General features: G+C 71.7%; 28 protein-coding genes and 1 pseudogene. 22 read left to right on the top strand and 7 right to left on the bottom strand.

The window, feature by feature from the left end:
• Positions 1–133: 133 nt before the first annotated feature.
• The 8 genes from ACIQOE_RS39795 to ACIQOE_RS39760 all read left to right on the top strand — a co-directional run bounded on the left by ACIQOE_RS39795 (position 134) and on the right by ACIQOE_RS39760 (position 7,415).
• Complete coding sequence (locus ACIQOE_RS39795; RefSeq protein ID WP_401416965.1) at positions 134–493, top strand: DoxX family protein; 360 nt, start codon at positions 134–136, stop codon at positions 491–493.
• A gap of 204 nt (positions 494–697) precedes the next feature.
• Positions 698–1,390: a hypothetical protein gene (locus ACIQOE_RS39790; protein ID WP_401416963.1), complete on the top strand. Its 693-nt coding sequence runs from the start codon at positions 698–700 to the stop codon at positions 1,388–1,390.
• Positions 1,387–2,262: a hypothetical protein gene (locus ACIQOE_RS39785; RefSeq protein WP_401416961.1), complete on the top strand. Its 876-nt coding sequence runs from the start codon at positions 1,387–1,389 to the stop codon at positions 2,260–2,262. The genes ACIQOE_RS39790 and ACIQOE_RS39785 overlap by 4 nt, the downstream gene beginning before the upstream one ends.
• Positions 2,259–3,191 (top strand): hypothetical protein, encoded by a 933-nt coding sequence (locus ACIQOE_RS39780; RefSeq protein WP_365575260.1) that lies wholly within the window; start codon positions 2,259–2,261, stop codon positions 3,189–3,191. The genes ACIQOE_RS39785 and ACIQOE_RS39780 overlap by 4 nt, the downstream gene beginning before the upstream one ends.
• A gap of 207 nt (positions 3,192–3,398) precedes the next feature.
• Positions 3,399–3,974, top strand: coding sequence for an FABP family protein (locus ACIQOE_RS39775; protein ID WP_363015504.1), 576 nt, complete (start codon positions 3,399–3,401; stop codon positions 3,972–3,974).
• Between the two features lie 40 nt (positions 3,975–4,014).
• On the top strand, positions 4,015–4,476 hold the full coding sequence (locus ACIQOE_RS39770; RefSeq protein WP_365559439.1) for a transcriptional repressor: 462 nt from the start codon (positions 4,015–4,017) through the stop codon (positions 4,474–4,476).
• 10 nt (positions 4,477–4,486) lie between these two features.
• Positions 4,487–5,452, top strand: a complete 966-nt coding sequence (locus ACIQOE_RS39765; protein ID WP_401416959.1) for a YgfZ/GcvT domain-containing protein — start codon at positions 4,487–4,489, stop codon at positions 5,450–5,452.
• Between the two features lie 172 nt (positions 5,453–5,624).
• Entirely contained in the window at positions 5,625–7,415 is a 1,791-nt protein-coding gene (locus tag ACIQOE_RS39760) for a helix-turn-helix domain-containing protein (protein WP_401416957.1), read from the top strand.
• Here the strand turns inward: ACIQOE_RS39760 and dtd are convergent.
• Positions 7,393–7,818 (bottom strand): D-aminoacyl-tRNA deacylase, encoded by a 426-nt coding sequence (gene dtd / locus ACIQOE_RS39755; protein ID WP_351936451.1) that lies wholly within the window; start codon positions 7,816–7,818, stop codon positions 7,393–7,395. The genes ACIQOE_RS39760 and dtd overlap by 23 nt on opposite strands.
• Before the next feature lie 158 nt (positions 7,819–7,976).
• Between dtd and ACIQOE_RS39750 the strand changes: the two genes are divergently transcribed.
• The 3 genes from ACIQOE_RS39750 (at position 7,977) to ACIQOE_RS39740 (ending at position 11,238) form a co-directional block, all read left to right on the top strand.
• The gene (locus ACIQOE_RS39750; RefSeq protein WP_351328335.1) at positions 7,977–8,570 is read left to right on the top strand and encodes an aerial mycelium formation protein; all 594 of its coding nucleotides are present in this window, start codon (positions 7,977–7,979) and stop codon (positions 8,568–8,570) included.
• A 151-nt stretch (positions 8,571–8,721) separates the two neighbouring features.
• Positions 8,722–9,966 (top strand): GNAT family N-acetyltransferase, encoded by a 1,245-nt coding sequence (locus tag ACIQOE_RS39745; RefSeq protein WP_399012493.1) that lies wholly within the window; start codon positions 8,722–8,724, stop codon positions 9,964–9,966.
• Positions 9,967–10,323: 357 nt separating this feature from the next.
• Positions 10,324–11,238, top strand: coding sequence for a winged helix-turn-helix domain-containing protein (locus tag ACIQOE_RS39740; RefSeq protein WP_365559433.1), 915 nt, complete (start codon positions 10,324–10,326; stop codon positions 11,236–11,238).
• A 9-nt stretch (positions 11,239–11,247) separates the two neighbouring features.
• Here ACIQOE_RS39740 and ACIQOE_RS39735 read toward each other — a convergent pair whose 3' ends face one another.
• Positions 11,248–11,439 carry a hypothetical protein gene (locus tag ACIQOE_RS39735; RefSeq protein WP_351328329.1) on the bottom strand — a complete coding sequence of 64 codons (192 nt, stop codon included), beginning with the start codon at positions 11,437–11,439 and terminating at the stop codon, positions 11,248–11,250.
• 143 nt (positions 11,440–11,582) lie between these two features.
• Here ACIQOE_RS39735 and ACIQOE_RS39730 point away from each other — a divergent pair, with 143 nt between their 5' ends.
• From ACIQOE_RS39730 to ACIQOE_RS39720, 3 genes and pseudogenes are all read left to right on the top strand, one after another.
• The gene (locus ACIQOE_RS39730) at positions 11,583–12,452 is read left to right on the top strand and encodes a GntR family transcriptional regulator (RefSeq protein ID WP_351328327.1); all 870 of its coding nucleotides are present in this window, start codon (positions 11,583–11,585) and stop codon (positions 12,450–12,452) included.
• A 29-nt stretch (positions 12,453–12,481) separates the two neighbouring features.
• Positions 12,482–13,195 (top strand): HAD-IA family hydrolase, encoded by a 714-nt coding sequence (locus tag ACIQOE_RS39725; protein ID WP_365559431.1) that lies wholly within the window; start codon positions 12,482–12,484, stop codon positions 13,193–13,195.
• Between the two features lie 55 nt (positions 13,196–13,250).
• Positions 13,251–13,409: pseudogene (locus ACIQOE_RS39720) on the top strand (GntR family transcriptional regulator); the annotation flags it as partial.
• A gap of 467 nt (positions 13,410–13,876) precedes the next feature.
• Here the strand turns inward: ACIQOE_RS39720 and ACIQOE_RS39715 are convergent.
• Both ACIQOE_RS39715 and ACIQOE_RS39710 read right to left on the bottom strand, forming a co-directional pair.
• Positions 13,877–14,812, bottom strand: coding sequence for a hypothetical protein (locus ACIQOE_RS39715; protein ID WP_365559429.1), 936 nt, complete (start codon positions 14,810–14,812; stop codon positions 13,877–13,879).
• A gap of 156 nt (positions 14,813–14,968) precedes the next feature.
• Entirely contained in the window at positions 14,969–15,733 is a 765-nt protein-coding gene (locus ACIQOE_RS39710; RefSeq protein WP_401416952.1) for an HAD family hydrolase, read from the bottom strand.
• Positions 15,734–15,974: 241 nt separating this feature from the next.
• On the opposite strand from ACIQOE_RS39710, the gene ACIQOE_RS39705 reads away from it, so the two are divergent.
• The 5 genes from ACIQOE_RS39705 to ACIQOE_RS39685 all read left to right on the top strand — a co-directional run bounded on the left by ACIQOE_RS39705 (position 15,975) and on the right by ACIQOE_RS39685 (position 21,061).
• Positions 15,975–17,078 carry an aminoglycoside phosphotransferase family protein gene (locus ACIQOE_RS39705; protein WP_365559426.1) on the top strand — a complete coding sequence of 368 codons (1,104 nt, stop codon included), beginning with the start codon at positions 15,975–15,977 and terminating at the stop codon, positions 17,076–17,078.
• Positions 17,079–17,169: 91 nt separating this feature from the next.
• The gene (locus ACIQOE_RS39700) at positions 17,170–17,799 is read left to right on the top strand and encodes a TetR family transcriptional regulator (RefSeq protein ID WP_401416950.1); all 630 of its coding nucleotides are present in this window, start codon (positions 17,170–17,172) and stop codon (positions 17,797–17,799) included.
• Between the two features lie 118 nt (positions 17,800–17,917).
• Entirely contained in the window at positions 17,918–19,969 is a 2,052-nt protein-coding gene (locus ACIQOE_RS39695) for a HelD family protein (protein WP_401416948.1), read from the top strand.
• Between the two features lie 15 nt (positions 19,970–19,984).
• Positions 19,985–20,461, top strand: a complete 477-nt coding sequence (locus ACIQOE_RS39690) for an HAD domain-containing protein (RefSeq protein WP_362648290.1) — start codon at positions 19,985–19,987, stop codon at positions 20,459–20,461.
• 42 nt (positions 20,462–20,503) lie between these two features.
• A complete protein-coding gene (locus ACIQOE_RS39685) occupies positions 20,504–21,061 on the top strand; it encodes a DUF6817 domain-containing protein (protein ID WP_365575364.1) in 558 nt (185 codons plus the stop codon).
• Positions 21,062–21,074: 13 nt separating this feature from the next.
• Here the strand turns inward: ACIQOE_RS39685 and ACIQOE_RS39680 are convergent, their stop codons facing one another.
• Positions 21,075–22,001, bottom strand: a complete 927-nt coding sequence (locus ACIQOE_RS39680; protein ID WP_365575237.1) for a hypothetical protein — start codon at positions 21,999–22,001, stop codon at positions 21,075–21,077.
• Between the two features lie 172 nt (positions 22,002–22,173).
• Between ACIQOE_RS39680 and ACIQOE_RS39675 the strand changes: the two genes are divergently transcribed.
• The 3 genes from ACIQOE_RS39675 to ACIQOE_RS39665 all read left to right on the top strand — a co-directional run bounded on the left by ACIQOE_RS39675 (position 22,174) and on the right by ACIQOE_RS39665 (position 23,876).
• Positions 22,174–22,692, top strand: a complete 519-nt coding sequence (locus ACIQOE_RS39675; RefSeq protein WP_351328314.1) for a helix-turn-helix domain-containing protein — start codon at positions 22,174–22,176, stop codon at positions 22,690–22,692.
• Between the two features lie 77 nt (positions 22,693–22,769).
• The gene (locus ACIQOE_RS39670) at positions 22,770–23,408 is read left to right on the top strand and encodes a hypothetical protein (protein ID WP_363015517.1); all 639 of its coding nucleotides are present in this window, start codon (positions 22,770–22,772) and stop codon (positions 23,406–23,408) included.
• A gap of 132 nt (positions 23,409–23,540) precedes the next feature.
• Entirely contained in the window at positions 23,541–23,876 is a 336-nt protein-coding gene (locus ACIQOE_RS39665; protein WP_390633467.1) for a DUF2516 family protein, read from the top strand.
• Between the two features lie 84 nt (positions 23,877–23,960).
• Here the strand turns inward: ACIQOE_RS39665 and ACIQOE_RS39660 are convergent, their stop codons facing one another.
• A complete protein-coding gene (locus ACIQOE_RS39660) occupies positions 23,961–25,271 on the bottom strand; it encodes a SpoIIE family protein phosphatase (RefSeq protein WP_351328310.1) in 1,311 nt (436 codons plus the stop codon).
• Between the two features lie 289 nt (positions 25,272–25,560).
• Positions 25,561–26,670, bottom strand: a complete 1,110-nt coding sequence (locus ACIQOE_RS39655; RefSeq protein ID WP_399012499.1) for a C40 family peptidase — start codon at positions 26,668–26,670, stop codon at positions 25,561–25,563.
• Positions 26,671–26,715: the final 45 nt, after the last annotated feature.

Here is a 26,715-nt window from a genome sequence, read left to right as displayed (position 1 = left end):
GGACAGCCGTACCGTCCCGGCCGTCGAATCGAGGCATGACGACCCACGACCACCCCACCGAACCCGCCGTATCGATCGTCGGCCCCGACGACGGCGGGGTTCTCGTCCCCTGCGTCACGTGGAGGCGCGTCTCATGAGCGTCGCGTACTGGATCGTCGCCGGTCTGCTCGCGCTGTTCTACCTCTACGCGGGCGGGCTGAAGGCCGTGCGGAGCCGGGAGCGGCTGCGGCCGATGATGGCGTGGGTGGACGGCATGCCGATGCGGGCCGTGCGGGCGCTCGGTGCCGTGGAATTGCTCGGCGCCCTCGGGCTGCTGCTCCCGCGCCTGACCGGCGTCGCCCCCCGGACGGCGGTGGCCGCGGCGGTCGGGCTCGCGGTCCTCCAGGTCGGGGCGATCAGGGTGCACCTGCGGATGGGGGACCGTCAGGTGGCCCTCAACGGGACGCTGCTGTGCGCGGCGGTGGCCGCCGCCTGGCTCGCCGCGGTGTCCTGATCGTAATTAATCGTTGTACAACTCAGTGTGTCTGCCATGAGTCTCCTGTGGCGCGCGGATCAAGGAATCCGCGCGCCCGTTTCCACTGGGGGGATCCACTTGGACGCGCCAGACACACCACCCGCAGACGCACCACCTGAAAGACCGGACGCACCACCCGTAGACACACCGCCCGGAAGACCCGGGCCACGCCGTCTCACCGGCGTGCTCGTCGCCACCGCCGCCGTGCTGGGCGTCGTGGCCGGCGCCTGCGTCGGCTACCTGATCCAGGCCGACCGCGAGCCCACCGCCCTGCCATCGCTGTCCCAGCCGTCCGTCGCCCAGGCGAAGGGACCGGGCCCCGAGCCGCTGTCGGCCGCCCAGGACCGCAAGGTCAAGGTCGACGGCGACCTGCGCAAGCTGCTGCTGGGCAAGCCGACCGGGGCGCGCAAGGCGGTGATACCGGTGGGCAGCGACGGATGGATGGACGCGAGCGAGTACGCGGAGACGTACAAGAGCCCGGCCGGTGCCTTCCGCCGGCTGATCGGGGCGCAGGAGTTCCGCCGGGCCGCCGTGACCACCTGGCGGGAGGGCGAGGACCTCAATGTCGAGATCGAGCTGATCCAGTACCGCCAGGAGCAGACGGCCACGGAGGCCGCCGACGCGGCGGACGGCGCGTACTACTACGCCGAACCGGACGGCGACCACGACACCGACAGCTGGCCGGTCCCCGGCACGGGCGACGGCATGGCGTACGTCCACACCAAGCCCGACACCTCCTACGGCGTCGGCCTGTACTCCGCCGAGGCGCACGCGTGGCGCGGTGACGTCGCCATGGAGATCTGGATGTACGACACGAAGCCGATCCCGAAGACGAAGGTGCTGGATCTGGCGAAGCGGCAGATGGAGCGGCTGTGACCGAGAACCCCGAGACGCCCGCCGTCCCCGAGCCCGAGCCCGCCCTCTCTCCCTCGCCCGTCGCCGAGTCCACCGCGGAACCCGCCGCGGAACCCGCCGCGGAGACCACCGCCGCCGACCCGGTGCCGGACGTGCCGAAGCGGCCGCGTGACCGCCGCCGGATCGCCGTCGTCGGCGGGGTCGGCGTGCTCGTCGTCGCGGTGCTGGCCGGGATCACCTGCACCGCCGTGGCCGTGCAGGGCGCGGACCGTGACGCCGGTGCTCCCGTCTGGCGCCTGCCCAAGGCCGCCAAGGCGACGAAGCCGGCCGCCGACAGCGGACTCCAGGGCATGCTGCTGCCCTACGACACCCTCCACCGACGAGGCCCGGACATGGCCCAGTTCGGGTCGGACGTCGCACTCTCCGGTGAGCAGACGGCCCTGATGCGCAAGGAGTCGGTCAAGGACCTGCCGCGCTCGCAGCGGCAGCGGCTGGAGCGGCAGATCGACCGGGACCCGGTCAAGGGCATGGCGATGCGCAGCTACCTGAACTACGGGACGGGCGGCACCGAGTACACGGTGGAGATCGATCTGGCCCAGCTGGGCAACCAGCGGACGGTCCGTTCCGTGGCGGCCGTCCAGAGGGAGTTCTTCGACACGCTGAAGGTGCTGCGCAAGGGCCCGGAGATCAAGGGCTACAAGGACTCGGCCTCCTGCTTCCTGCCGGTCGCCGACTCCGCCGAGAAGCTCGACATGATGTTCTGCACCGGCTACGTGGGCGATGTCCTGATCACCGCCACGGCGTTCGCGGGCAAGCCGCTGGACAAGGACGACGTGGCGAGCATGCTCCGCGCGCAGTTCGACCGCATCAAGGAGCCGGGAGCATCGGTATGACCACGCACACGAACCCCTCGGAGACCCCCACGGCTCCCGTGGAACCGACGGCTCCCGTGGAACCGACGGCTCCCGTCGAACCGGCCGTCCCCGTCGGCGGCGAAGGCGAGGGGACCGTCGCAGGGACGGGGCTCGACGCGGTGCCGCCGCAGGCGCCGAAGAAGGACCGCCGGGTGCTGCGGGCCGCGCTCCGCTGGGTCTCCGTCGTCGCCGTCTTCGCGGTCGCCGGTGCCGGGACCGCGTACGGCATCACGAGGCTCGACCGGACGGACGTACCCGGCCTGGCCACCCGGTCCGACGGCCGCTGGGCGTACCCCACGCTCGTGCGGCCGCCGCTGCCGTCCGGAAGCCCGGGTCCCAACGACGAGGACCGCAACCCGGCCGGAACGCACTTCGCCGACCTGCGCGCACTCGTGCTGCCCGCGCCGAAGGGCGCCACCGCCGACGCGGCGCTCAAGGGGACCGACGGATGGCTCGCCACCGGCACGTTCCTCAAGGAGTTCGCCGTCTCGACGGAACGCAAGGACGTCCGGCAGCGGCTCACCGACAACGGGCTGCGCCACATCGCGGCCCGCGGCTGGACCACCGCCGACGGCACGCACACCCGCGTCTACCTGCTCCAGTTCGACACGGCGGCGGTCGCCGAGCACATGCTCGACGACGAGCTGACGTCGTACGAGGCGCCGCTGTACCGGATCAAGGGCGGCGAGATCTACGAGCCCGACCCGGGCTTCCCCTCGGCCGCCCGGGTGGACGACGTGCACACGGCCGTGATCGGTGAGGCCAAGCCGTACGGCGCCGAGCAGGTCCGCGAGGCCTACCTGACCTCAGGCGACGCCCTCGCCCTGATCGTCCAGTCCAGGAAGGGCCTCGCGCCCGCCGTCCCCTTCCAGCAGACGGTGGTGCTGCAGAGCGAACTGCTGGACTGACCTCGCCAGGAGTCCCGGGCCCCGGCCGCGTAAGCTGGGGCCCGGCTCTTGTACGTACGCCCACCCTCGCTCAAGGAGCACCCGTGGAGATCTTCTTCGAAACCCTGCTGGTCCTGGTCTGCGTCGGCGTCATCGCCTTCGCGGGACTGACCGTGAAGAAGCTGTACCAGGGCCAGCGCTGATCCCCACCGCCTAGGAACCGCCGCCATGATCGAGATTCCGTCCGACCTGCACAAGGACCTGGTCCCGCTCGCCTTCCTGCTGGGCAAGTGGGCCGGCGCCGGCGTCCACGACTTCCCCGGCTCGGAGAAGTGCAACTTCGGCCAGGAGGCCACCTTCAGCCACGACGGGCGTGACTTCCTGGAGTACCACTCCCAGACCTGGGTGCTGGACAACGACGGGAACAAGGTCCGCCCGCTGGAGACCGAGCACGGTTTCTGGCGCATCGACGCCAACCGCAGGGTCGAGGTCACCATGACCCGCGACGACGGTGTCATCGAGATCTGGTACGGCGAGATGGCCGACAAGAAGCCCCAGATCGACCTGGTCACCGACGCCGTGGCCCGCACCGCCGCCTCCGCCCCGTACACCGGCGGCAAGCGCCTGTACGGCTACGTCAAGAGCGACCTGATGTGGGTGGGGGAGAAGCAGACCCCCGAGGTCGAGCTGCGCCCGTACATGTCCGCGCACCTGAAGAAGGTCGTCACCCCGGAGGAAGTCGAGCGCTGGGCGAAGGCCCTGCCGAGCGACATGCCGGACGACGGCATCGCCTTCTTCAAGTAGCCGCCAAGTGGTCGCCGCCGAGTGGTTCTAGACTTTCGGTGTGGTGAGCACCGACTGGAAGAGCGACCTAAGGCAGCGCGGCTACCGGCTGACGCCGCAGCGGCAACTCGTGCTCGAAGCCGTCGACACCCTCGAGCACGCGACTCCCGACGCCATCCTCGGTGAGGTGAGGAAGACCGCGTCGGGAGTCAACATCTCGACGGTGTACCGGACCCTGGAGCTCCTGGAGGAGCTGGGGCTGGTCAGCCATGCCCATCTAGGGCACGGGGCGCCGACGTACCACCTCGCCGACCGGCACCACCACATCCACCTGGTCTGCCGCGACTGCGAGAACGTGATCGAGGCGGACGTGACGGTGGCCGCTGAGTTCACCGCCAAGCTGCGCCGTGAGTTCGGCTTCGAGACCGACATGAAGCACTTCGCGATCTTCGGCCGCTGCCAGGACTGCGCGCGCGGAAGAGCCGAGCCCGCAACCGTCCAGACTTCAATTACCGAGTCGTAGGCTTACTCATATGAAGAGCCTCCTGCTGTCCCTGCCCGGCGCCGTTCCCGCCGAGGGCGTGGACGAAGGCGTCGCCGCCCACTACGGCGACCTGTTCCGTGAGCAGCGCGCCCTCGCCGACGGCGCCGGTTTCGTCGACCTCTCCCACCGGGGCGTGGTGGCCGTCACCGGTGACGACCGGCTGAGCTGGCTGCACCTCCTGCTCACCCAGCACGTCAGCGAGCTGCCCGTCGGCGAGGCCACCGAGGCGCTGGTCCTCTCCGCCAACGGCCACATCGAGCACGCGCTGTACCTGGTCGACGACGGCACGACGGTCTGGGCCCACGTGGAGCCCGGCACCGCCCCGGCGCTGATCGCCTACCTGGAGTCGATGAAGTTCTTCTACCGGGTGGAAGTCGCCGACCGCACCGACGAGTTCGCCGTCGTGCACCTCCCGGCCGGCTCGATCGCCGAGCCCCCGGACGGCTCCGTCGTGCGCGAGACGCCGTACGGCCGCGATCTCTTCCTGCCCCGCGCCGAGCTGGAGCCGTTCGCCGCGAAGGCGGGCCCGGCGGCCGGCCTGCTGGCGTACGAGGCGCTCCGGGTGGAGAACCACCGCCCGCGCCTCGGCTTCGAGACCGACCACCGCACCATCCCGCACGAGCTCGGCTGGATCGGCACCGCGGTGCACCTGCAGAAGGGCTGCTACCGGGGCCAGGAGACCGTCGCCCGGGTGCAGAACCTCGGCAAGCCGCCGCGCCGCCTGGTCTTCCTGCACCTGGACGGCAGCGACGTGCACCTGCCGCCGCCCGGCACCGAGATCCGGCTGGCCGACGACGGCGAGGACGGCCGCAGGATCGGTGTCGTGACGACCTCGGTCCGCCACCACGAACTGGGCCCGGTGGCCCTGGCACTGGTCAAGCGCAACGTCCCGGTGGACGCCCGGCTGATCGCCGGAGACACCGCCGCCGCACAGGAAGTGATCGTCGAACCGTAGCGACGACCGCCGGACCGCACGGAACCCCGGATTCCGTGCGGCCCCGGGGGATTCCCGCAAGCTCCCTGCGAGATATGCCGTTGACACTCCATAATTGGCAACGGGCAGCGACTTCCTGAACACGGTGTGCACGTGTTCGACCATCGGGCGGCGTGCCCCCGGGGGAGGCGCCTTGACACCGCAGGAGGAGTTCGCCGAGGCCCTGCGCGTGCGCCGGGAGGCCGCCGGACTCTCCCTCGCCGAGCTGGCCCGCCGCGTCCACTACAGCAAGAGCTACCTCAGCCGCGTGGAGAACGGCCTGCGCCCGCCCGGCCGGCTGCTGGCCGAACGCTGCGACGCCGCCCTGCGGGCCGACGGCGCCCTGCTCGCCCTGCTGCCTCCCGGACCCGAGCGGGCCGCGGGGCCCGACGGCGCGGCGGACGGACCCGGCCGCCGTGCCGCCGGGTCCCGCGCCGTAGCCGACCGGCCGCACCCCGGCGGCTACGGCGCCGCCTACGACCAGCACATCCGGCGCGGCGACACCCGCCACCTCCTCGGCGAGATGTACGAGGCGGGCCGGCACTACCAGGCCGCCTACGAGGCCGCGGGCGGCGACGCACTGGCCCGCGCCCACGCCGTCGTCCGCAGCGCCCGCCGCTGGTCGGACCCCGGCCAGGTCGACCGCGACCTGCTCTTCCGCATCGACGCCTGCCTGGCCGGCCTGGCAGGCCGCACGGACCCGCCCGCCGTCGAACTGCGCCTCCAGCTCACCGCCCACCGGGCCAAGAAACTCGCCATGGCCATCGGCTACGACACCGCGATGACCGGCGCCGAACCCCGCACCGGCGCCCGGCTGGCCCGCCTGACCCTCGCGGAGCTGCGCGAGACCGTCCGCCGCGACCCCGGCCTGATCGGCGACGAGGCCCACTGCGAGATCCTGACCGAGACCCGCTGGGCCCTGTACGACTTCGCGCCGGCCCGGGAACTGCTCGCCCTCTCCAGCGAACTCCGCGACCTCGCCGTCCGCTCCCGCTCCGCCTACTTCCAGGGCGAGGCCCTGGTCGCCCTCGCCATCGACCAGCTGCGCACCGGCCGGGTGCCCGCCGCCGAGGCGACCGTCAGCGTCCACCGCGAGTACGCCGCCCGCCACCGCAGCCGCCTCGCCCACTGGCAGCAGCGCACCCTGGACGCCCTGCTGAGCCTGTGGCGTGGTGAGTTCGCCGCCGCCGCGCGGTGGATCCTCGGGGAGGCCGGCGAGGTGGCCGCCGCGATGGAGGCCGGACTGTCGATGCCCGCCGACGCCCTCGGCCAGACCGTGCTCGGCCAGGAGTTCTGGCTCCGCCACGAACAGGGCAGGCTGGCCGAGCTGTTCGCCTCCCCGCGGATGGCCGGCGTCCAGCAGCGCGGCTACTTCCCGGTGTGGCGGGCGGGCCTGGCCCTCGCCCTGTGCGAGACCGGCCGGTACGAGCAGGCCGTCGACCAGGTACGGGCGTTCGCCGCCGACACCGACGGCTTCACCCGCCTGCCGCCGAGCGGCTGGTCCGTGCCCACCGCCGCGATCCTCGCCCTGGTCTGCGCCGAACTGGCCGAGCGCACCGAGGCCCCGGCCGACCTGGCGGCGTACGTCCCGCCGCTGCGCGCCCTCCTCGACGCGCACGCCGACGACGTGGTCCTGGCCGGCTGGCCCACCGTCCTGCTGGGCCCCGCCGCCCGCTTCAGCGCCCTGCTCGCCCTGGTCGCCGGCGAACCGGAGACGGCCCTCGGACACCTGGGCCGGGCCGTGCGCCTGGCCCGGCGCTATCCGGCCCAGATGGCCCGGCTCCGCCTCGACGAGGCCCGCGCCCGCATCCGCACCGGCTCCCCGGCCGCCCGCGCCACCGCCCACGACCTGGCCAGGACCGCGCTCGGCACGGCGCAGGAACTCGGCATGGCGGGCCTGGCCCGGGACTGCCGGGACCTGCTCACATCTCCAGCAGCACGGTGAACGGCCCGTCGTTCGTCAGCGACACCCGCATCTGCGCCCCGAACCGCCCGGTGGCCACCGTCGCCCCCAGCGCCCGCAACCGCGCCACGACCTCCTCGACCAGCGGTTCGGCCACCTCGCCGGGGGCCGCCGCGTTCCAGGTCGGCCGCCGTCCCTTGCGCGCGTCGCCGTACAGCGTGAACTGGCTGATCACCAGCAGCGGCGCGTCGACGTCACTGCACGACCGCTCCTCGGCCAGCATCCGGATCGACCAGAGTTTCCGGGCCAGCTGGGCCGCCTTCTCCTTGGTGTCGTCGTGGGTCACGCCCACGAGCACGCACAGCCCCTCGCCCTCGATCGCGCCGACCGTCTCGCCGTCCACGACCACACTGGCGCCGTCCACCCGCTGAACCACAGCTCGCATGCCGACCATCATGCCGGGTGCTCCGACGGCCCCCGCGCGGGGCCGGTCACGGATCCTTAACCTCACATCTAGGGCCGTTCGGGGGCACTCGGTCACATTGCGGCCACTTGGGGTGGCACCATGCTTCCACACACCGGTCGAGGGGACGGTAGAGGCGTATGAGCACACCGAGCACCGGGCGACTGAAGACGCAGGGCACGCAGAGCACGCAGAGCCTGCCCCGGCCGCCCGCACAACGCGGCGACGGCATCACCCTGCCCGCGGAGCCGCCGGAGTACGACCTGGCCTGCCTGAGCCTGCCCGAGCTGCGCGTCCTGCGCCGGGACGCGCAGCGCGACGAGGCCGACCTCAGCTACGTACGACGGCTGCTCCAGGGCCGTATCGACATCCTCCGGGCGGAACTGGCCCGCCGCTCCCCGGCGGGCGCGGCCGCGGTCGTGGACCGCCTCCCGGAGATCCTGACCGACGCCCCGGCCCGCCACCGCTCCTCGGCCCGCCACGTCACCCTGGGCACCCCGCACAACGAGGAGTACGGCCGCCTGGCCGCCGACATGCTGGCGGAGGTGGAACTCTCCGACCTCCAGGCCCGCACGGACGCGGAACTGACGGCGGCGATGGGCCGCCTGGTCCGCTACGAGCAGGAGGTGTCCAGGCGCAGGCAGCGCCTGCAGCGGACGGCGGACGATTCGAGCGGCGAGATCGCCCGCCGGTACCGGGAGGGCGAGGCCCAGGTCGACGACCTGCTGACGTAGGGCGCGGCTCTCGGGGGCTCTCGGGGGCTCTCGGGACGTGGACTTCGGCGGGTTCTTCGGGGCGGAGCCTGTCCCGGGCCGCACGGGTCCGTCCCGGTCCGCGGCCGAAATTCGATCGGCACCGGCCCGAGCGAGCACCTAACGTGCTGACATGACTGACGCCGTCGAAGTCCGACCCATCACCGCAGCCGAGCTGGCCGACTGGCACCGTGCCCTGAACACCGGTTTCCTCCAGCAGCCCTCCCTCACGGACGACCAGATCGAAGCCCGCCGACGGCAGTTCGTGCCGGGCCGGCTCCTCGGCGCCTTCGACGGTTCCCGCTGCGTCGCGACGTTCCGCTCCTTCGACCAGGAGCTCACCACCGTGGGCGGCACGGCCGTCCCCGCCGACGCCATCTCCAACGTCACCGTCTCGCCCACCCACCGCCGCCGCGGCCTGCTCACCCGCATGATGAGCCAGGACCTCGCCGCGGCGAAGGCGCGCGGCGACGTGGTCGCGACCCTGATCGCCGCCGAGTACCGGATCTACGGCCGCTACGGCTTCGGCCCGGCGACCACCCTGACGGAGTGGACGGTCGAGGTCGGCCGCACCGGCCTGGACCCGCGCTGGTCGGCCCCCGAGGACGGCGGCCGGATCGACCTGATCGACGCCGAGGACGTCCGCAAGTCCGGCCCCGAGCTGCACGAGCGGATCCGCCGCGGCACGCCCGGCGCGGTCAGCCGCAACGAGCTGTGGTGGCAGCTGCGGACCGGCGCGGTCCGCTTCGAGTCGGACTGGACGGAACCGTTCCACGCGGCCTACCGGTCGCCGGACGGCGAGGTCCAGGGAATGGTGGCGTACACGGCGGACGGCACCTGGCACGGCAAGCAGCCGGAGGAGACGGCCACGGTGAAGTGGCTGCTCGGCGCCACCCCGGCGGCCGAGCGCGCCCTGTGGCACTACCTGTGCTCGATCGACTGGGTCGCCCGGGTGAAGAGCGGCTGGCGGTCGCCGGACGACCTGCTGCCGCACTACCTCCCCGACCCGCGCGCCGCTCGGATCACCACGCAGGCGGACTGGCTGTGGGTGCGGATCCTGGACGTCGTACGGGCCCTGGAGGCGCGGACGTACGACGCGGAGGGTTCGCTGGTGCTGGAGGTGACGGACCCGCAGGGGCTGGCCGGCGGCCGGTTCCGGCTGGACGCCGCGGGCGGCCGGGCGTCCTGCGCGCCGACCACCGACGCGCCGGAACTCGTCATCGGCATAGCCGAGTTGGCGACCGTCTGGCTCGGCGACCAGTCCGTGGCGCGGCTGCACACCCTCGGCCGGGTCCGGGAAACGCGAGTGGGCGCCGCCCAGGAGGCCGACGCCCTGCTGCGCACGTCCGGGCGGCCTTGGTGCCCGGACCTCTTCTGAGACGGTCCCCTTCCCTCGGCGGCGGCGGTGCCTGAACCACCTTGCTGACATCTGCTCATCCGTAGCGAGCTGTTGGAGCTATGCAGTTGTGGCTGTGCGGGTCTGCCGTCATTCGGTTGTCGGTGTTCAGTTGTGACTGTGCTCAGGTGTGGTGCGCTGGTCGTGCACGCCGGTGGCCGCCCTGTTCGACCGGGCTCCCGGCTCCCCTCCGGAAGGGAACCCCGTCGGCCAACCACCGGGGAAGTGAGACCATGTTGCAGAAGTTGGTGGCCAACTCCACTGTACTTATCTCCGTTTGGACGCGACTCATAACCACCTTCCCGCGAACTGCCTAAAGATGGCGGGAAGTTGTACTGTTTGTCCGTGGACCCGGAACACGCCTCCGCCAGTGGGCGGGAGAGGCCACAGCGGCCCCAGGCGTCCCACCACGCGGTGGCCGAAGTGCTGCGCACCCGGATCAGGTCCGGGGTGCTGCGGCCGGGTCAGCGCATGCCCACCCAGGCCAAACTGGCCGACGAGTTCGGCGTCGAACGGGGAGCCGTACGGCAGGCGCTGCGCATCCTCCAGTCGGAGCATCTGCTCACCAACGCCTCCAAGGGCGCGCCGGCGACGGTCGCCCCTGATCCGGGGCCCGTCCGGTTCGCCGTGGGCCCGGAGGCGCCGCCGCAGCCCACCATGGTGGCCCTCGCCTCCCGGATAGAGGCCGCCTTCGCGGCCCCGGAGGTGGTGATCGACGCGCTCTGCCTGACCTCGGTCTCCCTCAATCTCGCGCTCGGCCAGCCGCTGCGGCTCATCCACGCGGGACGGCTGGAACCGGCCAAGATCGACGTGCGGGTGCTGCTGCCGAGCCGGAAGATCGACCTCGCGTTCCCGACGGCGCTGGACGCCTCGGCCGAGGACACGGTGCACAACCGCTGGCTGGCCCAGCGCAACGCCCAGGGCCAGGTGCTCCGGCACAACCTGCTGGCGCTGCGGGCCACGCACGGCATCGACGTCCGGGTCACCTTCCGGGCGCTGCCGTTCACCCCGCCGGTCAAGCTGTACCTGCTCAACGGGGCGGAGGCGCTGTTCGCGTACTACACGCTCGGGCGCCACGAGCGGGAGATCGGCCACGAGCACCTGCAGACGTACGACGCCGAGGGCACGCGGTCGATGCTCTTCGCGTTCGAGCAGGGCGCCGGGCTGCGGGACACCGCGTTCGTGGACCAGTCCACGCGCTGGTTCGACGCCCTGTGGGAGACGATCAGTTCGGACCTGCAGCTGACGGCCTGAGGCCTGTTCTCACAGCGCGGGGCCGGTGAGCAGCAGCGCGAGCAGGACCGCGCCGACGGAGCTGAGTGCCGGGCTCTTGGCCTTGATCCCCACGGTGAGCAGGAGCAGGCCGATAATGCCAGTGGCACCGTACTTCGACTGGACCATCTGTTCGAAGCAGACGACGAAGACGGCTGAGAAGAGGGTGAGAGCGGCGGGCATGTCGGTTCCCCCATCGTCGGGAAGCAAAGCTTCCACCAACTTAATCAAGTTGGTAACCAACTTTGATTAAGTTGTTCCCGGTTGGCCGTGAGTTATAACCAATCTTCAAACAACTCCCGGTAGATGGATCAGAGTTGTAGCGTTTGGTCGTGACCCAGGAGAACGTGGCAGTGAACGCCGGCAGCACACCCCAGGAGATCGCCGACGCCTTGCGGGAACGCATCCGCAGGGGGGACATCAAGGTGGGCGACCGCCTGCCCACCCAGGCCGAGCTGGCCGAGGAGTTCGGCGTGGAGCGGGGCGCCGTACGCCAGGCGCTGCGGGTGCTGCAGGACGACGGCCTCCTCGCCAACGTCACCAAGGGCAGCCCGCCGCGCGTCGCCGAACAGGCCACCCGGCCCCTCGGCGAGCCGCAGCCGACGATGGTCGGCCTCGGCCCCCGCATGACCGCGGCGTTCACCGCCCCGCGCGTCCGCATCGACGCGGCCTGCCTCACGGCCCAGAGCCTGCTCCCGGCGCTCGCCGAACCGCTCCGGCTGATCCACGAGGGCCGGATCCGCCCCGAGAGCATCGACGTCCGCGTCCTGCTGCCGGGCCGCGACATCAACCTGGCGTTCCCGGTGCCGGTCGAGGGGGACGACGAGGCCGTCCACACCCGCTGGCTGGGCATGCGCAACGCCCAGGGCCAGGTGCTCCAGTACAACCTGCAGTCCCTGCGCTCCACCCACAAGATCGAGGTGAACGTCACCTTCCGGGCCCTGCCGTTCACCCCGCCGGCCAAGCTGTACCTGCTCAACGGCGCCGAGGCGCTGTTCGGCTACTACATGGTGACGCGGCGCGAGGAACTCACCGACAACGGAACGCTGGAGATGTACGACGCGGTCGGCTCCGAGTCGCTGCTCTTCTCCTTCGAGAAGCGGGCAGGTCACCGGGACGCCGCGTTCGTGGAGCAATCGCAGAAGTGGTTCGACGCCCTCTGGGAAACCATTACGACGGACCTGACACTCTCCTAGTGACTTCTGATGCGACGCAGGCAGAACCAGTGACGGAAGAGACGGCGCAGGAGACCGAGCGGCTGCGGGAGCAGGTCACCCGTGCCCGAGTGGTCCTGTGGGACTTCGACGGGCCGATCTGCCGGCTGTTCGCGGGCCACTCGGCGGCACGGGTGGCCGAGGGCCTGATGGCGTGGCTGGCGAGCCGAGGTCTGCACGGCCTGGTCACCGAACCCGAGCGCGACTCCCTCGACCCGCACCTCGTGCTGCGCGCGGTGGACAGCCGGCACCCGGGCAGCGACCTGGTCGACGAGTTGGAGAAACGTCTCACCGAGGAGGAGCTGCGGGCCACCTCCACCGCGATGCCGACGGCCTACGCGGACATCCTGATCCGGACCTGGCGGGCGATGGGCGCCCGGATGGCGATCACCACCAACAACTCCCCGCGGGTGGTCCGCGCCTACCTGGACGACCGCGACCTGACCCCCTGCTTCCACCCGCACATCTACGGCCGCACCAAGGAACTCCACCATCTCAAGCCCGACCCGTACTGCCTCAACCGCGCCCTCAGCGCGATGGGCGCCGCCCCCGACGCGGCCCTGATGATCGGGGACTCACCCTCCGACCTGGAGGCGGCCCGCAGGGCCGGGGTCCCGTTCCTCGGCTACGCGCGTAACGAACGGAAAGCCAAGCTCTTGACCGGGGCCGGCGCGGAGTTCGTGGTGGGTTCTCTGGAGTCGTTGCTGTCGCTGTTGCGGGACTAGGGCCTGTCTGAGCGGGAGTTGTTTGCGGCGGATTCCCAGGAGGCACCTACGCCATGTGACGAAGCGGACGAAGGACGGCGGCGCGTTCCAGCGGGTCTCGGAGGAACTGCGGGTCCGGCTCTCCGACGGCGGCTATCCGCTGGGCTCCTTCCTGCCGTCCCAGGAGACGCTCGCGCAGGAGTTCGGTGTCTCCCGCGACACCGTGCAGCGGGCCCTGCGCGAACTGGGCAGCGAGGGCTGGATCGAGAGCGGGCGGGGCAGGGGTTCCCGGGTCGTGCGGCAGCACGCACGGTCCTCGGCACCCCGGGCCGGCCGGTCCCGGCACCGTCCGATGACGCTCGGGCCGGTGATCGGCGAGGCCTTCGAGCGCGACGAGGTCACCCTGGACGTCTCCACCCTGACCTCGGAGAGCCTGGACGCCCACATCCGCGTCCAGGCCGAGCGGATCAGGGCGCGCGACATCTCGCCCCGGCGCATCCACCTGCGGATGCTGCTGCCGTCCGAGACCCAGGACATGCCCTACCCGCGGGCGAAGGACCACCCGGACGATCCGCGCCTGCCGGAGCGGCTGCGGGCCATCACCACCGTGACGCGGATCCGGTCTCACCCGGATCCGCATTCGTCGCCGCCTCCACCCGGTGGTTCGACGCGGTGTGGGAACTGCTCGCCCTCTAGGTCCCGTCAGGAGGGCACGTTCAGGCTTGCCGGGCGTGTCCACCGCGGGTCGCTGATCACGGGGCGCTCCGGTTTGTTCTCGGCGAGCTTCATCCACAGGTTCCGGTGCCACTCCATGTGCAGTTCCGCGATCTGCTTGGTCTGGCGGGACTTCGAACGAAGATCCCAACCGATGTAGCGGGCTCTGCCGTAGAGTTGTGCGAAGCCTTTCGTGTCGAGGATGTCGTAGTGGCTGCCGCGCCACTCGATCCTGTCGCGCTCGATCCCGTAGGGAGTGGTGAAGACCTTCTCCTGGTTCAGGACGTAGAGCTTCCATCCCGGCGTCTGCGGCGACTCCCGCAGTTCGCAGGATATGGCCAGGTGGGGATTCCTCCGCTGTACGGCGTTGAGCATCTCCTTGAGCCTGGACCAGTTCCGCCGCGTGAATTCCTCCCGCATGCGTTCGCGGTTCTCCGGGGAGTCCTGGAAGAAGTACCCCGTGGTATCGGAGTCGCCGTTCCGCGGAACGGGCACGAGGCCGCCCGGAAGTCCCATCGGGAGATTCAGGTGCGCGATGATCAGGCACAGTTTCAGCTCCACGGCGCGCACTTCCCGGTCGGCCATCCTCCCCAACGGCACCGCCAGTGCTTCGAGTAGCGTCTCCATGGTGAAACCCGAGAAGTCGATCCTTATCCGGCGGGATTCGAACGCCTCCCTGAACTCCTCGTGCAACTGGTCGCGGCCGGCGAACACGTAGACGCCCGGGATCTCCTTCGGTTCCGCGTCCGACTCGCTGATGGCGTCGAAAAGGATGAAGGCGACCAGTGCCGCGAAGGAACCCCCCAGCAATTGCTGGCCTTTGAGGGCGTTACCGAGTGGCTCGATGAGTTCGGCGGCGACTCCGAGGACGGCGATCAGGGCCAGCACGGACTTGACCAGGCGGGGTTTCCAGTCGCTCAGCATGCGCCGGATTCGATCGAGCCTGCTGGGGCTGTTGCCGCCCGGACCACGAGAAAACACCCATACCCCCTGTACACGCCGCTGATCGGATCCGGCGGCGCGGCGCCGTAGTTCCCCTGGCGGCCATCATGCCCGGGGCCACTCTCCAGCACCAGAAGGTCAGTTGGGCCTCGACAGGCTCTCCACCGCGTTGATGAGCGGTTCGTGCGAGCGGGCGACGCAGTAGGCACCGAGATCCAGCATCCGCGCCGCACGTTCGGATGACTGCGTATATCCGAGGAAGGGCGTGCCGGCCCGCTGGGCGGCCTGGAGATCCGTGATCTGATCGCCGACGAGGAGGCAGCGCCCGGGCCGTGTCCCCAGAAGATCCACGGCACGGAGTACGGAATCGGGATCGGGCTTCATGTTGCGCAGTTCGAGGGGGTCTCGTCCCACGACTGCTGTGACCTTCTCCTGCCGTTGGACCTTCGCGCTCTTGAAGAACTCCCAGATGGGCCCGTCGGCGTTGTTGCTGACGATCACCAGCGGAATTCCGTGATCGGCGAGCACGTCGATGAGGCGGAGTGCGTGGGGCGCGGGATCGGCGGTCTCGACGACCTCGTACTCATAGGCGGTGACGATCTTCTCCGCCACGAGGAGGGCGCGCGGATCGCGCGGTGCGGAGGCCGGGCGGTCGTACATGTCCCGCAGGCGGCGCAGAATTCCGTGGGAATCGTCGCACGACTCGACGTCGGCATCGAGCGGTCCCCAGAATGCCCGTACGGCTTCTTTGATCCTGTCTGCCACCGGGGCCGTCGATCTGCCGCGGAACAGGTCGGTGACCGGTCCGTCGAAATCGAGCAGCACGGCCCCCGCACGCCCGTCCTCGTCCGGGTGCGTCAGCAGCCGTCGCAGAGCGGCACGCTGATCGGCTGCGCTGCCCATGGGCTTCCTCCCGTCGCCTCGGTCAGTGTGGACCACGGCGGACGCGGCGGCCAGTACCGCAGCTCATGGGGCGACCGGCGGACACAAAGGAATACGCCGCTGCACACCAGTGCGTTCAGTCGCCCTTCAGCGGGATCGAGTTCGACGAGTCGTGGCCGTCTGGCACGATGCACGCCAGCACAGGAGTACCGTGCTCCCACTTCTGCACCCTCTGGAAGGGTCACGGCGAAAGAAACGGGCGATGTCACCCGAACCAGTTTCCCCCGCTCGGCTGCACGCAGTCGACGTCAGTGGTGACGCGAGCGTGGTCGAAGGCCCGCTCCACGGCTATCACCACGAGACCTATGTGTTTCCGTTGTCCGGGGAGATGGAGGGCGACCGGTCGGGGCGGTGGAAGTGCCGTGAACCGCGGGCCGACCTCTTGTGGTTCGACCGTAGGTGCTTCGATTCCGAGGAGCAGCTGCTGAGGTCTCTCAGCGGCCGGATCGAGGGAATCCCGGACCTCATCGAGGTGGGCGGGATCGGGCTGCAACGTTTTATCGAGGGGGATACGCTCGGCTGTTTTCACAGGTCGGGAACAGCGGTTCCCGACCTGTTCCTCAGTCAGATCATGCATCTGTTCGGACAGATGATCGAGGTGTTGCCCGAGGACCTGTCCGCCGAACGGCGCTGCGAGGCCGAGGACCGTCCCGAGGACGGTGACACCAACGGCTTTCTGGAGCGCCTGGTCCTGTTCACCGAGCAGCGTGTCTATCAGGCGAACCTGGACCGGTTCGCCGGGCTTTTCGAGGACCTCTGGCTGGGCGAGGAGTCGTTCAGGTACCTGCGAAAAAACGTCTCTGGTCTCAAGGAACGCCCCTTCTGCCTGCTCCACGCGGACCTGCACCGCGAGAATTTCATCGTCGACGCCGGACAGCGCCTGTGGACGATCGACTGGGAACTCGCGATGGTCGGGGATCCGCTCTACGACCTGGCGACCCACCTCCACCTGATGCGCTATCCGGCACGGCACGCGCGTGCCGTCGCCCGGCGCTGGCGGGAGACCGTCCAGGGGGTCCGTTCCGACAGCACGAATGGGTGGGAGCACGATCTCCGGCGTCTGCTCGCCTACAAGAGGGCCCAGTCCGTCTTCACCGACGTGATCCGCACCGCGCTGGAACTGGACACCGGCTCCGAGGTGGGCCGGCGGCGGATCGCTCCCGCCGCGTTCAAGCTGCGCAGGGTCCTGGCCGACGCCGCGCCGGTCCTGGGGCTCGACCAGCCGCCGGGAACCCGCAGGATCGTCACGGCCCTGATGCGTTGGTGCCGTGAGAACGGGAGCCCGAGCGGCGACACATCGCTGTGATTCCGGATCGTCCGCAGAGACCGGGGACCTCGGCCCCGGCCGCCGACCTCACCCGCGCCCTCGCCTGACCCCCCCTGCGTAGGCTCGTCCCATGGGTGAGACGGGCCTGCGTGAGCGCAAGAAGCGGCGGATGTACGAGGACGTGTCGGACATCGCCGTGCGGCTGTTCCTGGCGAAGGGGTTCGACGCGGTGTCGGTCGCCGAGGTGGCGGCCGCGGCCGGGATCTCCAAGCCGACGCTGTTCCGGTACTTCCCGGTCAAGGAGGACCTGGTCCTGCACCGGATCGCCGACCACGAGACGGAGACCGCGCGGCTGGTCGCCGGGGCGGCGTCCCCGGTCGGCGCGGTGCGCGACCACTTCCTCGACGGCCTGCGGCGCAACGACCCGATCACCGGGCTCAACGACCACCCGCAGGTCCTCGCCTTCCACACCCTCCTCAACAGCACCGCCACCCTCGTCGCCCGCCAGCACGTCTACCTGGAGCGGTCCGAGGCCGCGCTCGCCGAGGCCCTCGGCGGCACCCTGGACGCCCGGCTGGCCGCCGGCCAGATCATCGCCGTACAGCGGATCCTCGCGCAGGACAACTGGCGGCGGATCGCGGCCGGCGAGCGGGTCGACGCCGTACGGGAGGACGCGGTGGCGGCGGCGGAGCGGGCGTTCGGGCGGCTGGAGCGGGTGCTGGGGGACCGGGCGGACCTGCCGGAGCGAAGGCCGGAGTGAAGGCCGGAGTGAAGGCCGGAGCGAACCGCGCGGCCCGTCCGTCCCGGGCGGGGGGTCCAGCTCGTGCGTCACGGTCAATAATTTAACCGGGTCACATTTTCTCGTCTACGCTGTCCCCATGCAGCAGGAACCCGCCCAGGACCCCGACCAAGACCCCGACCGGGACCCCGACCAGGAACTCCGCCGTGAACGCGCGTACCACGACGCCTGCCGGGACGCCCTCGCCCGCATGGTCGAAGGCGCCGTGGAGCACGTCGTCACCGGCGAGGACGTCTCCGCCTCCGGAGCCGACGCCGAGGTCCTCGGGTACCGGCTGCGCAGCCGGGCCAAGGAGATGCGCGAACTCCCCGAGGGCCCGCTGTTCTTCGGCAAGCTGCGCTTCGGCTCCGGCGAGCACGCCGGACAGAGCTACCGCATCGGCCGCCTGCGGATCAGCGCGGAGCCGACCGCCCCGCCGCTGGTCGTCGACTGGCGGGCGCCCGTCTCCCGGGCCTTCTACCAGGCCGGCCCCGACGCACCGCAGGGCGTCGCCGTGCGGCGCCGGTTCGGCTGGGCGCCCGGCAGCCGCGGCGACTCCGCCGACCTCACCGGCTGGGAGGACGAACGGCTGGCCGCGGGCGAGTCCGGCCCCGGCACCCTCCTCGCCCGGGAGATCGAACGGCCCCGCGTCGGCCCCATGCGGGACATCGCCGCCACCATCCAACCCGACCAGGACGACCTGGTCCGCGCCGGCCTCGGCGCCTCCGTGTGCGTCCAGGGCGCCCCGGGCACCGGCAAGACCGCCGTCGGCCTGCACCGCGCCGCCTACCTCCTGTACACCCACCCCCAGCGCATCCGCCGCTCCGGCCTGCTGATCCTCGGCCCCAACCGCACCTTCCTCTCCTACATCTCCGAGGTGCTGCCGGCCCTCGGCGAGACCGGCGTGCGCCAGACCACCCTGCACGAGGAGATCGCCCGCCATCCGGCCACCGGCACCGACTCCGCCCGCGCCGCCGCGCTCAAGCACGACCCGCGGACGGCCGAGGTGCTGCGCCGTGCGCTGTACGCCCATGTCTCCGCCGAGGCCGTCCGGCCCCTGTCGCTCTCCGACGGCACCTGCACCTGGCGGCTGTCGACCGCCGAACTGACCCGGATCGTCACGGCGGTACGGCACGAGGAACCGCCGTACGCCATCGGACGCGAGCGGGTACGGGGACGGGCGATGCGGGCCGTACAGCTCCAGGCCGAACGGCGCGCCGGACCGCAGCCGGCCGCCTGGACCCGCCGCCTGGAACGGTCCCGCGCGATGAGTGCCTGCCTGGACACCCTCTGGCCGAAGGTGCGCCCCGAGGAGGTGCTGGCCGGACTCCTCACGGACGCCGAGGTGCTGGCACGGGCGGCCGAGGGCGTCCTCGACCCCGCCGAGCAGCGGGCCCTGATCTGGACCCGCCCGCCGCGCTCCTGCAAGTCGGCCCGCTGGTCACCCGCCGACCTGGTGCTCCTGGACGAGATCGCCGGGCTCGTCGAACATCCCGAGGGCTACGGCCACATCGTCGTGGACGAGGCCCAGGACCTGTCGCCCATGGAGTGCCGGGCGATCGCCCGCCGCGCCGCCTTCGGCTCGCTCACCGTCCTCGGCGACCTGGCCCAGGCCACCACGCCGTGGTCCGCGCGGAGCTGGCGGACCGTCCTGCGCCACCTGGGCAAGCCGGACGCGACGGTCGTCCCGCTCACCACCGGTTTCCGGGTCCCGGCGGCGGTGGTGGACCTCACCAACCGGCTGCTCGCCCGCCTGGACACGGACGTGCCCCCGGCCCGCTCGCACCGCGCGGACGGGGAGCTGACGATCCGCCCGACCGGTGACGTGCCGGCCGCCACGGTCACCGCGGTGCGCGAGGCCCTGGCCCGCGAGGGCTCGGTGGGCGTGCTGGCGGCCGACGCCCAGGTCGCCGAGGTGCGCGCCGCGCTCACCGCCGCGGGCATCGAACCCGCGGAACCCGACCAGCTCGGCGCCCGCGTGGCGGTGGTCCCGGCCAGCCTGGTCAAGGGCCTGGAGTACGACCACGTGGTGGCGGTGGAACCGGCGGCCGTGGCGGACGGCGAGGAACGCGGCCTGCACCGGCTGTACGTGGTGCTGACCCGGGCGGTGACCAGGCTGGACGTCGTGCACGCGAGGCCGCTGCCGTTTTGAGGGATCCTGTCCCCGATGCTTCTCTTCCTGGACATCGACGGCACCCTCCTCCCCTTCGGCGCCCCGGACGGGCACACGTACCCGGCCTACGAGTCCGTCGGTGTCCCCTCGAACCCGCTGGTCACGCGGATCGACCCGGCGCTCGGCCCGCGCCTGGCCGCGCTCGGCTGCGAGCTGGTGTGGGCCACCACGTGGATGGACGACGCGAACGACTGCGTCGCCCCGTGGCTCGGCCTGCCCCCGCTGCCCGTCGTGGAGTGGCCCGACGAGGACGAGCCGCCCGCCCTGCTGCACTGGAAGACGCGGACGCTGGTGGCGTGGGCGCGGCAGCGGCCGTTCATCTGGATCGACGACGAGATCACCGAGGCCGACCGCGCATGGGTCGCCACCCACCACCGGGGACCGGCCCTGCTGCACCGCGTCGACCACGCGTTCGGCCTGACCCCGGCGGACCTCGGCGCGCTGAAGTCCTGGCTGGCGACGCACGGTTGACGGCGCACGGGCGGCGGCCGGATGATCCCGGGCGTGTCCGACATCCCGGTGCCCGCCACCGCCACCCAGGATGCCGTCGTCCTCCTGCGGGACCTCGGCGCCGCCGGTATCGACCACCCCGGCGGAACCCTCCTCGCGCACCTCCTGCGCGTCGAGGAACGGCTCGCCGCCTGGGGAGCCCGCCCCGCGCTCCGGCTCGCCGGCCTGTGCCACGCGTTCTACGGGACGGACGGCTTTCCCGCCGCGCTGCTGCCGCCGGGCCGCCGTAGCGAACTCGCCGCGGTGATCGGTACGGAGGCCGAGGCCCTGGTGTACCTGTACGGCTCCTGCGACCGGAAGGCCACCTATCCGGCGCTCGCGGACGCCGGCGCCCCGTTCCACGACCGGTTCACGGGCCGCGCCGTCGTGCCGGGCCCCGGCGCGCGCGAGGACTTCGCCGAGCTGACGGCCGCCAACGAACTCGATCTCGCCGTCGTGGACCCGTCCTTCCGCGAGGAGTGGGGCGCGGGTCTCCTCGGCCTGTTCACCCGCTTCCGGCCGCTGCTGACCGGGCCGGCCTGGGAGTCCTGCGAGAGCGTGCTCGGCGGAGCGGCCGGGTGAGGGCGGGCCCGGTTCAGTAGGCCTCGGTGATCGCCTTGTCCCGCATGAGTTCCGCCAGCTCCGTGTCGGAGAGCGGATGCAGGGTGTCCAGGACGTGGCGCAGGCGGGACTCGTCCAGGGACTGGCTGGTCACCTCGGCCTCGGTGCCGCCGCGACGGCGGGTGAGGGTGACCGCGCGGACACCGCCGGGGATGCGCTCGACCGTGCGCCGCTCGCCGTGCGCGTCGACCGTGCAGGTCACCGCCTTCTGCGCGGGTTCGGGGCACCGCAGGGCCGGGGTGTCCGCCGCACGCACGGTGAGGCCCGCGTACGCCAGGTCGTACCCCTCCCGGACGGCGCGGTAGGAGACGGTGAAGAAGGCGGCCCCGACCCGGGCGTCGGCCACCCGCATGCCGGGCGGCGGGGCGCCCAGGTAGAGCAGCTCCGGGTGTTCCCGGTAGCGGGCCGTCCGGGCCGTCCGCCGCTCCCGGTCCGCCTGGGCCGGGCCGATCAGGCCGCCGTAGCCGACGCAGGCCGCCAGCACGGCCACCGCCCCCAGCCGCACCCACCGGCCCGGCACGAAGAAGGCCGCGGCGACGGCGTACGGCACGCCCGTCAGCGCGATCCGGGCACCGGCGCTCCCCAGGCCGACGCCGTCGCTGTAGACGGACAGGCCCGCCAGCACGCCCAGGGTGCCGAGGACGAAGACCAGGGCCGCCCAGCCGAGCCGCCCGCGCACCGAGCCGCACAGCGGCACCAGCGTCCTGGCCGACGCGCCCACCAGGGTCAGCACGCCCACCAGCAGCGGCACCGCCCACACGAGCACGAACAGGGCCGCCCCGGTGCCGGCGGTCCAGCCCGTCAGGAACAGCCCGAACCCGAGCACCGGCACGGTCGCCGTGGCCGTCGCCCACACCAGAAAGAGATGCAGCGCCACCGGCGCCCCTCTGCCGTCCGTCATGCCCCAGAGCCTGGCAGCGGGCCTCGCGGAGCACATGAGCTGTCCTACTCAGAGTGGGCCGGGTGCCGGGGCGGAGGGGGCCGCTCGACGGGGAGCCGCGGCGACACGCCGGGAAACACTTTTGCAAGCGGGTGCTTGCAATTGTTAGCGAGGATGAGGCAGGGTGGGAGACATGGCATCGCTCAACGTCGGCAATCTCGGTGACTATCTGCGCGAACAGCGGCGCAACGCGCAGCTGTCGCTCAGGCAGCTCGCCGACGCCGCCGGGGTGTCCAACCCGTACCTGAGCCAGATCGAGCGCGGGCTGCGCAAGCCGAGCGCGGAGGTGCTCCAGCAGGTCGCGAAAGCCCTGCGGATCTCCGCCGAGACGCTGTACGTCCGCGCCGGCATCCTCGACGCCGAGCGGGATCTGAACGAGGTCGAGACCCGTGCGGTCATCCTCGCCGACCCCACCCTCGACGAGCGGCAGAAGCAGGTGCTGCTCCAGATCTACGAGTCGTTCCGCAAGGAGAACGGCTTCGGGTCGGGCGAGGAGGGCGCGAGCGCCGCCGGCACCGACGCCGGTGGTGTGCGGGACGACGGTGTGCGGGGCACCCGCAGCGAGGCCGGCAGTGACATCGGCAGCGACGCCGACAGCGGTTCCGGCAGTGATGCCGGCAGCGAGACCGATCCGGGGCGGACGGCCGGATGAGCCGGCCAAGCGCGCCGGCCGCCGCGCCACGGATCGCAAAACCCTCAGCCGAACCTGAATCCGGGAGGACCATCACCATGGCCATCACCGACGATCTGCGCAAGACCCTCAGCGACCCGACTCCGTTCTACTTCGCCGCCGGCACCGCCGACCTCGCGCTCCGGCAGGCCAGGAAGGTCCCCGGTCTGGTCGACCAGCTGCGTGCCGAGGCCCCGGCCCGCATCGACGCCGTCCGCAACACCGACCCGAAGGCCGTGCAGGAGAAGGCCGCCAGCCGCGCCAAGGAGGCCGGTGTCAAGGCCAAGGAGGCGCAGGCCACCCTCCAGGCCCGGGTCAACGACTTCATCGTCTCCCTGGACGGCGACCTCAAGAAGCTCGGCGAGTCCGCCCAGGACTTCGCGCTGCGCCAGGTCGGCGTGGCCGCCGAGTACGCCGTCAAGGCCCGTGAGACCTACGAGAAGGTCGCCGAGCACGGTGAGCAGGCCGTGAAGACGTGGCGCGGCGAGGCCGCCGACGAGATCGAGGACCTGGCGATCGCGGTCGAGGGCAAGCCCGAGCCGGTCACGGTCAAGGCCGACGAGAAGAAGGCGGAGCAGCCGAAGGCCGCCGAGGCCAAGCCGGCCGCGGTGAAGAAGGCCCCGGTCGCCAACGCCAAGAAGGCCCCGGCGCCCCGCAAGGCCACCCCGGCCAAGAAGACCACCCCGCCGGCCAAGTAACCGGCAGGGCGCGGGGACGCACGGGCCGGGCACTCCTCGGGTGTCCGGCCCGTTATCGGGGTAGCGGTATCGGACCAGCGGGTACGGTGGCCGCGTAGGAACAAGCCGAAACGGGTGGTGGACGTTGTGCTGATGCAGGGCTTCTCAAGTTTCCTGGGGCTGCTCTACCTCGCCATGCTGGTCCTCGCCGTGGTGGCGCTGGTCATGGCCGCGCTCTTCCGGGACGACGCCTACCGGGCCGCGGACAAGCAGAACAAGGGCTTCTGGCTGATCATCCTGGGTGTCGCGGTCGCGGTGAACCTGCTGGTCCCGATGCTGTTCCTCCAGCTCGCGGGCCTGGTCGCCACGATCGTCTTCTTCGTCGACGTCCGCCCGGCCCTCCGGCAGGTCTCCGGCGGCGGTTTCGGCCGCCGGCGCGGCGGCAGCAGCAGCGACGGCCCGTACGGTCCGTACAACGGCGGCCGCTGACCCAGGCCGGAGACCCGGGCCGGACACGGCGGGCACGGACGGCGCGCGGCGGCGGCCCGCACGGGCCCCCGCGGCGAGCGCCGGTCAGCCCTGCCGGTCCAGCAGCACCAGGGCCACGTCGTCGGTCAGCTCGCCGCCGTTCATCTCCCGCACCTCGTTCACGGCCGCCCGCAGCAGCGCCTCGCCGCCGAGGCCCTCGCCCAGCTGGCGGCGCACCATCTCCAGCATGCCGTCCTGGCCGAGCCGCTCCCCGCCGGAGCCGACGCGGCCCTCGATCAGGCCGTCGGTGTAGAGCATCAGGCTCCACTCGGCCCCCAGCTCCACCTGCGTGCGCGGCCAGCGGGCGCCCTCGAGCATGCCCAGCGCCGGCCCGTTGTTGTCGTACGGCAGCAGTTCCGCCGGACGGCCGGGCCGGGCGAGCAGCGGTGCCGGGTGCCCGGCCAGGCACACTCCGGCCCGGCGCCCGTCGGGAGTTATGTCGACCGTGCAGAGCGTCGCGAAGATCTCCTCGTCGGAGCGCTCGTGCTCCAGCACCTCCTGCAGCGTGCCCAGCAGCTGGTCACCGCACAGCCCCGCCAGCGTCAGCGCCCGCCAGGCGATCCGCAGCTCCACGCCGAGCGCGGCCTCGTCCGGGCCGTGCCCGCAGACGTCGCCGATCATCGCGTGCACGGTCCCGTCGGGCGTGCGCACGGTGTCGTAGAAGTCGCCGCCGAGCAGTGCGCGCGAGCGGCCGGGGCGGTAGCGGGCGGCGAAGCGCAGCGCGGAGCCCTCCAGGAGGGGCGTGGGCAGCAGGCCCCGCTCCAGGCGGCGGTTCTCCTGGGCGCGCATCCGGCCCTCCGCGAGCTTGCGCTCGACCGCGAGGGAACGCTTGCGCTCGACGGCGTACCGGATGGCGCGGCTCAGCAGCCGGCCGTCCAGTTCGTCGCGGAAGAGGTAGTCCTGCGCGCCGACGCGCACGGCCTCGGCGCCGCGCTCGGCGTCACCGGAGGCGGTGAGCGCGAGCACGGCGTGCCGGGGCGCGATCTCCAGGACGTGCTTGAGCACGGCCAGCTCGTCCTCCGTCTCCTTGCCGCCCGGCGCGGGCAGCGCCAGGTCGAGCAGGATGCAGTGGACGTCGTCGGTCAGCAGCCGCCCGGCCTCGGTGAGGTTGCGGGCGGTCCGGACGCGGATCGAGGTGCCGGACGCGTCCCGCAACTCGGGCAGGACCGGCGAGCCGGCCGGATCGTCCTCGATCAGCAGCAGGGTGAGAGTGGTGCCGCCGCTGTTCGGCGCGGCGGCTTCCGTGCGGTTGGCCTCTTCCTTGAGGGGGCCGCCGCCCTGTGCGGGCACGGCGGCCGGCGCCTGACCACTCTCCACGGCCGGGATCGCTCTCTGCCGCGGTACGGGTACGGGCATCGTGTCGGGTTCCTTCCCTCCCCCCGAGGGCACGGCGGGGCGAGGGACCTCGACCCACCAGACGGGGACCATAGCGGTAGTGGCCGCCGCAACGGAATGGTGTGAGCCGCGTCGCTCCGTCTCAGGCCATTGGCATATGCCGCGGGACGTACCGCAGTTGGACAAGAAGACCGCCGGGCGGGAATGACGAAGCTCACGCGGTGCCCCGGTTTCCAAGGGTGTTGGCGTGGACTGGGTCACATGGCGCAGCTCACGAAAGGGACATCACGCCCGAAGTGCCCGGCGGTGCTCAGGCGTCCGGGCGCACCACGCCGAGGATCGGCATCGTCCCGGCGCCGCCGAGCGTCACCGTGCGTCCCGGGCGCGGGGCCTGGATGATCGCGCCGTCGCCGACATACATCGCGACATGGCTGGCGTCGTCGAAGTAGATGATCAGGTCGCCGGGGCGCATGTCCTTGAGGTCGACGTGCTTGAGCTGCTTCCACTGCTCCTGCGAGGTGCGCGGGATCGGCCGCCCGGCGCTCGCCCAGGCCTGCGAGGTCAGGCCGGAGCAGTCGAAGGAGTCCGGCCCCTCCGCGCCCCACACGTACGGCTTGCCGATCTGGGCGGTGGCGAACGCGACCGCCTTCCTGCCCGCCGCGGTCGCCTTGGTGTGGATCTCGTCGAGTATCCCGGTGTCAAGCCAGGCGGTCTGCGCCTTGTCGGCGGCCGCCCGCTCCAGCTCGGCGAGCCGCTCCTTCTGCTTCTTCTCCAGGCTGGACTGGAGCTTCTCGGCGGCGGTGATCCGCTGCTGGATCTTCTTCTTCGCGGCGGCCTTCGCCTTGCGGCCCGCCTCCAGTTCGTCCCACCGGTCGGCCGCGTCCGCCGCGTATTGCTTCAAGTCCTGCTGGGTCTGGGTCAGTTCCCCGATCAGGCCCTTGGTGGCGCGCTGGCCCTCCAGCACCCGGCCGGCCCCGTCGAGGAACTGCGAGGGGTTGTCGCTCAGCAGCAGCTTGGCGGAGTCGGGCAGTCCGCCGGTGCGGTACTGGGCGGCCGCCGCCCGGCCCGCCCGCGCCTTCAGCCCGTCGAGCTTCTGCTGGCCCTTGACGATCTTCTTGGCCAGGTCGACGATCGCGGCGGACTGCTTGTCGGCGGCCTCCTCGGCGGCGTTGTACGCGTCGGTGGCGACGGCCGCGTCGTGGTAGAGCGCGTCCAGCTTCGCCCGTACCGCCTCGAGGTCCTTGTCCGGCGGGGGTGTCGCGGGGGCGCTCGGGGAACCGCTCGTGGCGGGCGTGGGGTCCGGCGCCGCGAACGCGGTGCCCGGCGCCGCCAGTACGGTCAGCGCGCAGACCAGGGTCACGGCGGCGGCCGTGCTCGCGCGACGCCCGCCCGCCCGGACGCCGTTCCTGTCCGGTCCCATGGCCACCCCTCCCCGAAGAACTGATTAACCGTCAGTAACATGTGG

Origin of the sequence: Streptomyces sp. NPDC091282 (assembly GCF_044757385.1) — a bacterium.
GTDB lineage: Bacteria > Actinomycetota > Actinomycetes > Streptomycetales > Streptomycetaceae > Streptomyces > Streptomyces gramineus.
The sequence above is the reverse complement of the archived record's forward strand: the minus strand, read 5'-3'. Positions and strand labels throughout refer to the sequence as shown.